The sequence below is a fragment of the Bartonella sp. AA1HLJMS genome (assembly GCF_042197445.1).
Taxonomy (GTDB): Bacteria; Pseudomonadota; Alphaproteobacteria; order Rhizobiales; family Rhizobiaceae; genus Bartonella.
Genome location: NZ_JBHIRW010000010.1, coordinates 45,276 through 57,280 on the forward strand (window position 1 = coordinate 45,276; position 12,005 = coordinate 57,280).

Genomic DNA, 12,005 nt, shown 5'->3' on the forward strand with positions numbered 1-12,005 from the left:
AATATCACACAGCCATCATTTTAAATTGAGAAACTTACACCACAACCACATGATGAAACAGCATTGGGATTGTGGATTTGAAAAGACTGCCCCATAAGATCATCAACAAAATCAATCTCAGCTCCTTCCATAAAAGGAAGTGATAGTAAATCAATAAACACAACTGCCCCGTCTTTTTTGAGAACGAGGTCATCTTCACACATTTCAGAAACCAAGTCATATTTATAAGAAAAACCAGAACACCCACCACCTTCAACAGAAATACGTAATGCTATTTTATCGGGTTCACGCAAAAGTATCTGTGCAATTTTTTTGGCAGCAACATCTGAAATTTTCACATTCATTTTATATATCCTTGCATTAAACCATCAAGAAAGAGTATCCTACACTCAAAGAGCAGTTTATTTCTCATAAACCACTCTCAATTTTAAGATGATAATAGACAGCTTGCAATGGATATAGGAAATATCAACTTCAATTACCAATCTCGAGCAGTATACAGTGCTCATCCACAAACAAGCCGTGGTCGATTATACCATGAAACGATGAGCACCACACGCTCACCTTTTCAACGAGATAGAGATCGTATTATCCATTCTAATGCATTTCGACGTCTTAAACATAAAACGCAAGTGTTTATTGCTGATGAAAGCGATCATTACCGTACTCGCCTAACCCATTCCATAGAGGTTTCTCAAATTGCAAGAACATTAGCCCGTGCCCTGTGTCTTGATGAAGACCTTGCCGAAGCCATTGCCCTTGTTCACGACTTTGGACACACACCCTTTGGCCATGCTGGAGAAGATGCTCTTAATGAAGCCATGGTACATTGTGGCGGCTTTGATCATAATGCACAAGCATTACGCATTGTAACAAAACTAGAACAGCGCTATGCAAATTTTGATGGACTTAACCTTACATGGGAAACCCTCGAAGGACTTGTAAAGCATAATGGTCCCCTTTTAGGTCCTCACGCGAAGAATAAGGAGGTTCCTATCGATATTTTACAATACAATGTAAAGCAAGACCTTGCACTCGATTGTTTTGCAGGACTAGAAGCGCAATGTGCTGCTATTGCAGATGATATCGCATACAATGCGCATGATATTGATGATGGTCTACGTTCGCAATTTTTAACACTCGATCAATTTGAACATGTTTCACTAACAGCAGCAATATTAAAAGATATAACAGATGAGCATCCCCAGCTCGACCAAACGCGTCGCGGTTACACGCTTGTACGAAGACAAATAACAACCATGGTTGAAGATGTTATCAAACAGTCACAAAAAAATTTAGCACGCATCAAACCAACAAGCATAAACGATATTCACCAAGCAAAACAAACTATTGTCACCTTTTCACCGACAATGACCGTTTATGAAAAAGAACTAAAAAACTTTTTATTTAAAAATCTTTACTACCATGAACAAGTTCTTAGTCGTCGCAATGCAGCAAAATGCATTGTACAAAAATTATTCAATTGTTATTATGAAAATCCAAATACAATGCCTGAAAGTTGGCAGAGCAAAACAGTGCACTTAAAAAATCAAGAGTTAGCACGTTTGATTGCAGACTTTCTTTCAGGCATGACGGATCACTACGCTCTACGTGAATATCAGCGTTTATTTGACCATACAGATAATTTCGTTTAATGGCTTTTGGCATCATCATGGAAGCTAAATATGAATATCTTTAAAAACTTCGAAAAAAAAATTAAAAGATCAATTGAATTATCTGATATAAAAGGGAAAAATGGAGAAGATCTAGATTTATCAAAAATCACTGTTGATCCTCCGCGTGATTCCTCCCATGGTCATTTATCAACCAATGCTGCTATGGTGCTTGCAAAATCTATTGGGCTCAATCCCCGTGCACTTGCCGATAAAATCATAGAACTTCTTAAAAATGATTCCTCTATCGAAAATATAGATGTTGCCGGTCCTGGTTTTATAAATATAAAGCTTACAAAATTATTTTGGCAAAATGCTATAAAATCCATGCTTGAATTAGGCACTTCTTATGGTCGTATTCCAATGGGACAAGGAAAACGCGTCAATGTTGAATATGTCTCAGCAAATCCGACAGGACCAATGCATGTAGGACACTGCCGTGGAGCGGTTGTTGGGGATGTTCTCTCCAATTTGCTGCAGTTTACGGGCTATAACATTACAAAAGAATATTATATCAATGATGCTGGTCAACAAATCGAAGTCCTCGCCCACTCTGTACTATTGCGCTATCGTGAGGCTCTTGGGCAAAAAATTAATGAAATTCCAGAAGGACTCTATCCTGGAGAATACTTGATACCATTGGGTCAATCGCTTGCTCAAGAGTTTGGTGACCAACTCCTCACGATGGATAAAGATGAAGCCTTATCTCTTGTGAAAGAACGTGCAATTCATGCAATGATGTCCATGATTCGCGAAGATTTGGCTGCTCTTAATATTTATCATGATATCTTTTTCTCTGAGCGAATGCTTTATGCAGATAATGCACGCGCCATTCGTAACACCATCAACGACCTCACTTTAAATGGTTATATCTACAAAGGAAAACTCCCCCCTCCCAAGGGACAAAATATAGAAGACTGGGAACCAAACGAACAAACTTTGTTCCGTTCAACAAATGTCGGCGATGACCAAGACCGTGTTTTAGTCAAATCTGACGGTTCTTACACTTATTTTGCTGCTGATGTTGCTTATTTTAGGGATAAATTTAATCGTCATTTTGATGAAATGATTTATATTCTAGGTGCAGACCATGCTGGCTATGTAAAGCGGCTAGAGGCAATGGCAAAAGCAATTTCTGGGGATAAAGCTAAATTAAGCGTCTTCTTGTGTCAATTGGTAAAACTTTTTCGCAACGGTCATCCTGTACGCATGTCAAAAAGAGCAGGATCTTTTGTCACGCTACGCGATGTTGTCGAGGAAGTTGGTCGTGATCCTGTACGTTTTATGATGCTATACCGTAAGTGTGAAGCGCCTCTTGATTTTGACTTTGCAAAAGTAACAGAACAATCAAAAGATAACCCCATCTTTTACGTACAATATGCAAGTGCACGTTGTCACTCAGTCTTTCGTCAAGCACAAGAAGCGCTTCATATTAAAAGCTTTTCAAATGATACATTGATTGCCCATCTTCATCGATTAACAGATGACCATGAAATATTGTTAATACGCAAACTTTCTGAATATCCACGTATCATTGAACAGGCCGTAGTTCATAAGGAACCGCATCGATTAGCGTTTTATCTTTATGACCTTGCTTCCAGCTTTCACACCCATTGGAATAAAGGGAGTGAAAATCTCAATTTACGCTTTATTCAACCTGATGATAAAGAATTATCCTTTGCAAGATTAGGATTGATACAAGCTGTTATCAATATTTTATCATCAGGGCTTACCATCATAGGAGTCGAAGCACCCATAGAAATGCGTTGAAAAAGTTCTATAAATACATACAATAGGTACTCTATTGATAAACTTTTTCATGTATCCTTGCATGAGAGGGGGAAAATTTATAATTTTAATATAACAAATCAAAATCAACCAGTGATTGCACGTAAGTGCAAACTATCATGTGAGAAAAGCTATGAGCGATAACGATCGCAAAAATCTACACGAAACAAAACACGATCATGAACACCATGATCCTTTAGAAAGGCTTACGCGCATTTTTAATCCGCACAAACAAAGCGGAAACCAAAATGAGCAATCTTCTTTAAAAACAGAACGATCAACATCTCACCCCGAAACATCATCCCATGATGATGATTTTGATTTCTCCTTTCTAGAAGAGGAACTTGAAAAAAATTTAGCACATGACTTACCGTTTGATGATCAAAAAAAACAATGGGACTTGCATGCAACCAGCAACGCAACAGCCTCAGATATTGCACAATCTTCTTCTTTCAACCATTCAAAACAAAATAATTTATCTGAAGAGAAATATTCTTCACCTAGCAGTCATGATGAAGAACAAATTTTAGATGAGCTTTCTCCATTACCAATCCCAAAAAATCAATCACATCAACAGAAAAAAACAGCAACCAGTGCTGATCCTTTTCTTGAAAAAAGTAATCTTATGTCACAATCAGAATCAGAAAATTTCTTTTTTGATAAATCTGAAAGGCACGAAAATAAGAGAGAGACGCCAGAAGATGTTGAACAAACCAATCGTTTTTCACAAATAAATTCACAACAACCTGAGACTACGAATATACAAAAAACTTATGAGGACAATCAAAACCTCTATGACACTCCTATAAACCATCCCTATAAAATTTCAGCTGATCAAGAAAATTGGATTAAAAAGGATTATCCTAATGTCTCCTCTTCTACAGAGGAAAATGAGTTTTTCTCATCTTCTAATCTTGTGTCAAAAAGACAAAACACTGCAAGAAATCAAACAACAAGTACCTTCTCCTCACCTTTAGATTCTCCACCAGTTGATAGACAATCTTATTTAAAGGGGGCTTCACAAGAAGATCATACAACCAATTATCCCCATTTTTTTGCAGAAACCCCCTCACAACAAGAAACTTATGGCGAAAAAGTTCCGATATATGATGAGGCTCGAGCCCAATACATCAATAACGCCGAAGGTGCCTCTAACCCAAATAGAGAAATTTCATATAATGAAAATAATTTAGATGAGTTTCTTTCCTCATCCCCCTCTTTAAATACAAAACAAACGGATGGCTTTTTTGCCCATAACTATACGCACAGAGATACTCCCCCTCCCAATGTTGATACTTATAAATTTTCAGAGGAAATCGTAGAAAAAACTGGTCCTATTATGGTTCCAGAAGTCCCGTATGAAGCGCCAGAATATGATGTGCCAACTAATGGTGGTTTAGAAGAAGAATTTGCTGATGTACTCAATGTAGGGAATGTCCCAACGGATAATTTTTCTCAAAAAAAACAGAAAAACGAGGTTTTTAGTGAAGTTTTTCATCAGTCTATACAAAATTCAAAAGAAGGTGTTTATATAAACTCTAAAGAACAAAATGCCGACTATTTTTCTTCTGCCAATATGGAATATAATTTTCCCTCTTTTAGCGAGAATTCATCATACACAAGCTCAGATGAGGTTCCCACGCCTCCATCAGCTCCTCCTCCCTTAAAAAGTTTTATTTTTGGTAAAACTTTCATTAAAGGTTTTTTTATACTTATTTTAATAGGACTTGGGTTTGCTGGTTATTCTCATTTTTTTATGCCATCACAAAAAAATGAAGAAACGATCATTATCCACGCTGATAATACGCCTTTTAAATTCAAACCAGAAACAACTGGAACGAAAAATGATGTTGCACATAATTTAGATATCTATAAACAAACAACTGAACAAAATGAGAAACAAGAAAATACACAACAATTTCTTATTGATAACTCTGAACAACCTGAAAATTTAAAAGAATTAAACCCTGAAGAATCTTCAAACGTTTCCTCATCGTCTTTAAATGAATCTGATGTTGAAGATGCAGTCACAGAAGCCATAAACCATACTATTCCAATGCGAGAAATACAAACTGTTATTGTCAATCAAGATGGTACAGTTACACTAGCCCCCGCGCATCAAACAAACAGCAAAACTGCTGCTCAATCTGAAGAAAGCATTGATCAAACTTCTAATGAACTTCAAGATTCGTCCCTTGTTTCGTCGCATGATTCTGATATAAACGACCAAGAAAGAGATCATGATCTCAAAAATAATATTGATAAAATAATCGCAGAAAATAATTCTAGCTCAAATATTGAAGAAAAATTTATCCCTATCCCTTCTCATGCAGAAAGAAATACACAAGTTGAAACACCAGCCGCGTCTCGCCCCATATCACCAAACAGAGTCGCAGCACAAAATTCAGAAAGTTATTACGTACAACTTGCATCTCAACCAACGTATGAGCTCGCTAGAAATTCTTTAAAAAATATGAAATCTAAATTTGGATTCCTTATCGGTGCCCGTTCTTTAAATATTCAATCCGCTTTTATACCAGGAAAAGGTACTTATTACCGTGTTCGACTTCAAGCGCAAGACCGTAATGAAGCCATAATCCTTTGTGAATCCATTAAAAGTTCTGGTGGAAGCTGCTTCATCACACGCTAAACCAATAATGCAACGGTTTTAACAACCGTTGCATTATTTATTTCCATACCATTTAATTACTTATCAAAAACTTCAGAAATTAAAATCGTCCTATCTTTTTCGCTTATCTGTTTGCACTGACTTTATTCTTTAATCTACGTCGATTTTCGCCCTATCTAAAAGATTATATTTACGAAAAAATTACTCCGTACCCTTATAGGTATAAGGTACAGGAGGAAGCGAATTTAAATCTTTTTTCGGCGTTGTTACACTTTGGCTTGTTTCTGGGGTATTATAACGCGAACTATGTTCAGGAGATTTTGCAAAAAAAGATCCTAAAAAACCAAAAATAAACCAGATAATAACCATCGCAAGAAGAATAGCAAAAATACCCTTAGCAATTGAAACACGTTGTTCACTATCTCTTCTTTCTGCTGCCATACGTTCTTCATATGTGTGATAATTTTTATCAATCATAGTGGATTCCTTTTCTCAATTCCCTTACCTTTAAATTTCTAGAAAATATGCATATATGAAATTATTCAGATACTTATTGTGAGAAAACGATAATTATAGACAAAAGTTCCAGCTTACTTCATAAAGTTGAGAAAAAGAGGTAGGGATAGAATTAAAATACCTACCATACCTTTGAATTCTATAATAAACTCCTTTATGTTCTATAATAAAACATTGACACAAAGGTTTTGTTAATAATAGAGTTATAATCAAAATATTTCATTATTTTTATTAATAAAAATGAAACATACTCAAAAGGTTTTTTATGAAATCTCCCATATCATCGCTTCCCTTTAAAATAGAAAAACACCCATCTCCTCTGTCAGAAGAAAAATATGAAGAAATTTTAAAAAGTCCCGGTTTTGGTCAATTTTTTACAGACCACATGTGTACTATTCAATGGACTGAAGACAAAGGCTGGCACAATGCCATCATTTCTCAATACAAAGCTTTAGAAATTAACCCTGCAAGTACCGTTTTACATTACGGACAGGAAATTTTTGAGGGTTTAAAAGCATATCGTGCAAAAGATGGACGCATCTTGCTCTTCCGTCCTGATGCCAATGCACAACGCTTTATAGAATCAGCACAACGTTTAGCTATGCCAGAATTGCCAAAAGATATTTTTCTGGATGCCGTTCATCAATTAGTAAAGATTGATCAAAAATGGGTTTCTGATCAGCCCAACGCTAGCCTCTATATCCGTCCATTTATGTTTGGCAATGAAAACTTTTTGGGAGTCCGCCCTTCTCAAGAATATCTTTTTTGTGTCATAGCCTCTCCAGTTGAATCCTATTTCAAAGGAGAAGAAAAATCTGTCAGCGTCTGGATTGAAACAGATTATAGTCGTGCTGGTCCAAGAGGAACAGGGGCTGCCAAATGTGGTGGAAACTATGCAGCAAGCTTACTTGCACAAAAAACTGCAACTGAAAATAATTGTAGCCAAGTACTCTTCCTTGATATGATTGAACATAAATGGATTGAAGAACTTGGTGGTATGAATGTCTGCTTTATTATGGACAATAATACACTTGTAACCCCCCCACTTAATGGAACTATCCTTCCAGGGATAACCCGTGATTCAATCTTAAGGTTAGCTCAACAAATGGGATTAAAAATAGAAGAGCGTCCTTATTCTTTTGCAGCGCTTCAAGAAGATGCAAAGAGTGGACACCTTAAAGAAGCCTTTGCTTGTGGTACAGCTGCCGTTGTCACATCAATTGGTCGTTTTAGATATAAAGGGGGAGAATTTATTATTGGAAATGAAACAGTTGGAGAAGTTACAAAGCAGCTTCGTACACAATTGGTTGGCATTCAAAAAGGGAACATAGAAGATAAAAATGGCTGGGTACATTCTGTCCAGCTCTCATAATATTTAAGGTATTCTCATATCTATAAACGCTTCCATGAAAGTAGATTCATGGAAGCGTTTTTCCTAGAAAAACTCCCTCTATTTTTAGTGACAAAAAAGAAAGCACTAATCAAATTTCGAATGATTTCTATGCTTTGCTTTAATATTACGGACTGTACCCGTATGGGAGCGCATTACGAGAGTTTCCGTTTGAATGTAACGAGATGTAAATTTAACACCAGAAAGCATATTGCCATCTGTCACCCCTGTTGCTGAAAACAAAACATCACCCTTTGCCATTTCTTCCATTGTATAAACCTTATTGGGATCACTAATCCCCATTTTAGCTGCACGAGCAATTTTCTCTTCTGTATCTAGCAGCAAACGACCTTGCATCTGTCCTCCAATGCAGCGCAAAGCAGCAGAAGCTAAGACACCTTCAGGTGCTCCACCAATCCCCATATAGATATCAATACCTGTTTCTTCTGGATCAGTTGTATCAATAACAGCAGCCACATCTCCATCCCCAATCAAGCGAATCGACGCCCCTGTCGCTCGTACTTCATTAACCAATTTTTCATGACGAGGTCTATCCATAATACAAACAACAATCTGATTAACAGTCACTCCTTTAGCCTTCGCAAGAGCATGTATATTATCGGTAGGACAAGCATCTATATCGACTACTCCCTTTGGATAACCAGGACCAATAGCAATTTTGTTCATATAAACATCAGGGGCATAAAGGAGATTACCCTTTTCAGCAATTGCAACTACTGCCAAAGAATTGGCAATATTTTTAGCACAAAGTGTTGTACCCTCTAGTGGATCAAGTGCAATATCGATCGCCAATCCACTTTGAAAACCTACTTTTTCTCCAATATAAAGCATAGGCGCTTCATCCCGCTCACCTTCACCAATCACCACTGTACCATCAATAGGCAATCGATTAAGTTCCTGCCGCATTGCATCTACAGCAGCTTGATCCGCTGCCTTTTCATCGCCACGTCCGCGCCAGCGTGCAGCAGCAACAGCAGCACGTTCAGTAACACGTACCAATTCAAGCGTCAAAATACGATCAAGTCCATTTAAAATCTTCTGAGTTGTGGGCATATGAAAAAATCCTACCGAATGAATACCAGAAAAATATGAGTCCTTATTAAATACTAAGAATAAAGTTTTTTGGCAAAGATGAAAATTTTCCACAAGAGATAAAAGAACTCAAGCGTGCTTTTTTTATTATCAAGAAAGTTATCAATTCTTTGCCATAGGTTCAATACGAATAAATTGAGATTTTGCAACAAGATGTCCATCTTTTTCAATTTCTGCAAGTGCCTGTCGTACATTCACCTCTGTTGTTTCATGCGTAATTAAAATAATTGTTTTTTCAATTTGATCTTCTACAAAAGATCTTTGAACAATCGACTCCAATGAGATGTGATTATCAGCCATATGCCTTGCGACCGCGGCAAAAACACCAGTACGATCATGAACATTTAAACGAATAAAATAACCACCTGCATGATGCGAAATACGTGCTTTTTTATGAGGAGTAAGTTCTAATGCTGGACGTCTTAAAACAGGTGCATACTGAAAACCAGAACGCGCTTTTGCTATATCAGCCAAATCACCAATAACGGCTGATGCTGTTGCCTTTCCTCCGGCGCCAGGACCAGAAAACAGTAATTCACCTAATAAATCACTTTGAATAGAAAGAGCATTGGTTACACCATTTATCTGTGCAATCATTGAGGATGCTGGTACCATTGTTGGATGAACACGTTGCTCTATTCCAGAATCCGTTTTTAATGCAACCCCTAAAAGCTTAATCCGATACCCCAATTCATCAGCTGCTCTAATATCAATTTGCGAAATATTATGAATTCCTTCAACATAAACATCATCTAACGAAACAGCTGTTCCAAATGCCAAGCTTGTCAACAAAGCTAATTTATGAGCAGTATCATTTCCCTCAATATCAAAAGCTGGATCTGCTTCAGCATACCCAAGTCTCTGTGCATCTGCTAAACAATCTTTAAATGAAAGACCTTCCGTAAACATGCGTGTTAATATATAATTACAGGTTCCATTGAGAATACCATAAATTCGCGATATGCGATTACTAACAAGTGATTCTCTCATCGCTTTGATGACAGGAATCCCCCCTGCAACAGCTGCTTCAAAATGAAGAAAAACACCTTTTTTTTCTGCAATTATAGCCAGCTCTACTCCATGTCGAGCAAGAAGAGCTTTATTGGCTGTTACAACATGATGTCCCGCCTCAAGCGCTCTCTTAACAGCGGTATACACCACATCCAATTCACCACCAATTAACTCTACAAAAACATCAATCTCATCAGAAGCAGCCAACTCCACAGGTGAATCAAACCATTTTATATCACTGAGATCAAGTCCACGATTGCGGCCTTTATCGCGCGCACTAACAGCAACAACTTTGATGAATCGCCCACATTGACAAGCTAAACTATTCGCTTTTTCACATAGAGTTCGAACAACTGAAGTACCAACTGTACCAAGTCCCGCAACACCAACTTTTAAAGCTTCTGCCATTATTAACCACTGATCCCTATCTTCACTGAAAAATCGTTTAAATGATGTGCCAATCAACACAAAAAGTACTTATGTTCATAAGAACAAAAGAAATACCCTGCTCTATTCACTTCATGTTCTCCAATAGAATGATCCCCGCTTGTTCAATCAACATTCCTAAAAATATAATATTTATTGTCTTCAAAGATTTCAGAATCTTTATAAAACATCTAATTCAGAATGAAAATCTGTAAAACTGATAAATGCAAGTTGCCATAAAGAAAAGTTCTAAAAAATAATCAATAACAAGTTAAAGAATATTAAGGATTAGTAAGAAAGAATAAAAACATCTCTTCTAAATTAACAAATACGGAACAAAAAACATTCTTTCATATGATAAATTAAAAGAATGGATAAAACAAATTAGATCAGTAAATAATAACACATTCCTTCCTACCATTCCATAGTTTGAAATATAAATCTTTAATGCAAAAATATTAATGAACCCATATATCAAAATAGAATCTTACATTAAATTAAAAAACAAGAATTAATATTTGTATACCATAATTCTGAAATATTATAAATATGGAGAATAAATTTACAAAACTCGAATATTTTATCTAAACTTATTGCCACCTCTTTGAAAAACTAGCGAATTGAAATGAGAAAAAACTCAATCTACCCTTTATCCACGCTAATTCATTTTCAAATCAAGAACCTTCCCAATATGTAAAAGAGCAAATGAATGGTTTTTAATTTTAAAAATTTTACAGACATGTAAAAGTAAATATAAAAAAATATTTTTTTCATATATTATATAAAAATTGCTTTAATATTTTCATTTTTATCATACAGATATCTATTTATATTTTTTTAAACTGCAAATAATCTATGGATTATTCATCAAAAAAATTTTGTATGATTGGTATTATTTATTAATTTGGTAATAAATATTGTCTTTCTACTTCATAAATTATACAGTTTTTGTTTTATGATAAGCTCAAATGAGAAATCTTCTGTATAAAGGCTCTTTCAAGCAAGTTAAATAATATTCTCATGTGGTGAGCAAAGATAACAAGCGATAAAATATGCAAAAAATAAATACATAAAAATGCTGTTTTTGATCATTTTTGCCTACTCCTCAAACTGAAAATATCATTCCCTGAGATGATTCCCACATCAAAATTTTCTATCAATCATGATAACTTTATATTTTTTCTACAAAAAATCTTAGAAAATAAAATGATCCAAACAGGAATCGCTCAAAAATTATTCAATAAAACACTCTTTTTTCAAAAAAAATGACACAGAGGGCTTGCGAAGTAAAAAGATCCTCTCTATAAGCCTCATCATTGGTTTGCGCCCATCGTCTAGCGGTTAGGACATCGCCCTTTCACGGCGGAAACAGGGGTTCGATTCCCCTTGGGCGTACCATGTTTCTTTTTTATATGTGTAATATATTCATTTTATTTGTGTTTTTAAAAATGAGGAATGC

At 35.9% G+C, this 12,005-nt stretch carries 8 protein-coding genes and 1 tRNA gene; 5 read left to right on the top strand and 4 right to left on the bottom strand.

The window, feature by feature from the left end:
• Positions 1 to 20 precede the first annotated feature (20 nt).
• Entirely contained in the window at positions 21 to 344 is a 324-nt protein-coding gene (locus ACFIQE_RS04525; protein ID WP_273791197.1) for an iron-sulfur cluster assembly accessory protein, read from the bottom strand.
• A gap of 108 nt (positions 345 to 452) precedes the next feature.
• Between ACFIQE_RS04525 and ACFIQE_RS04530 the strand changes: the two genes are divergently transcribed.
• From ACFIQE_RS04530 to ACFIQE_RS04540, 3 genes are all read left to right on the top strand, one after another.
• Positions 453 to 1,655, top strand: coding sequence for a deoxyguanosinetriphosphate triphosphohydrolase (locus ACFIQE_RS04530; RefSeq protein ID WP_375645792.1), 1,203 nt, complete (start codon positions 453 to 455; stop codon positions 1,653 to 1,655).
• Between the two features lie 30 nt (positions 1,656 to 1,685).
• Positions 1,686 to 3,443 carry an arginine--tRNA ligase gene (gene argS / locus ACFIQE_RS04535; RefSeq protein ID WP_375707318.1) on the top strand — a complete coding sequence of 586 codons (1,758 nt, stop codon included), beginning with the start codon at positions 1,686 to 1,688 and terminating at the stop codon, positions 3,441 to 3,443.
• A 151-nt stretch (positions 3,444 to 3,594) separates the two neighbouring features.
• On the top strand, positions 3,595 to 6,111 hold the full coding sequence (locus tag ACFIQE_RS04540) for an SPOR domain-containing protein (RefSeq protein ID WP_375707319.1): 2,517 nt from the start codon (positions 3,595 to 3,597) through the stop codon (positions 6,109 to 6,111).
• 180 nt (positions 6,112 to 6,291) lie between these two features.
• On the opposite strand, the gene ACFIQE_RS04545 is transcribed toward ACFIQE_RS04540, so the two are convergent.
• Positions 6,292 to 6,567, bottom strand: coding sequence for a hypothetical protein (locus tag ACFIQE_RS04545; protein WP_375630168.1), 276 nt, complete (start codon positions 6,565 to 6,567; stop codon positions 6,292 to 6,294).
• Between the two features lie 304 nt (positions 6,568 to 6,871).
• Here ACFIQE_RS04545 and ACFIQE_RS04550 point away from each other — a divergent pair, with 304 nt between their 5' ends.
• Complete coding sequence (locus tag ACFIQE_RS04550; protein WP_375630167.1) at positions 6,872 to 7,978, top strand: branched-chain amino acid aminotransferase; 1,107 nt, start codon at positions 6,872 to 6,874, stop codon at positions 7,976 to 7,978.
• Positions 7,979 to 8,083: 105 nt separating this feature from the next.
• Here the strand turns inward: ACFIQE_RS04550 and glpX are convergent, their stop codons facing one another.
• Both glpX and ACFIQE_RS04560 read right to left on the bottom strand, forming a co-directional pair.
• Positions 8,084 to 9,070 (bottom strand): class II fructose-bisphosphatase, encoded by a 987-nt coding sequence (gene glpX / locus ACFIQE_RS04555; protein WP_375706703.1) that lies wholly within the window; start codon positions 9,068 to 9,070, stop codon positions 8,084 to 8,086.
• Between the two features lie 141 nt (positions 9,071 to 9,211).
• Positions 9,212 to 10,528, bottom strand: a complete 1,317-nt coding sequence (locus ACFIQE_RS04560; RefSeq protein ID WP_375621331.1) for a homoserine dehydrogenase — start codon at positions 10,526 to 10,528, stop codon at positions 9,212 to 9,214.
• Between the two features lie 1,341 nt (positions 10,529 to 11,869).
• Between ACFIQE_RS04560 and ACFIQE_RS04565 the strand changes: the two genes are divergently transcribed.
• A tRNA-Glu gene (locus ACFIQE_RS04565) sits at positions 11,870 to 11,944 on the top strand.
• Positions 11,945 to 12,005: the final 61 nt, after the last annotated feature.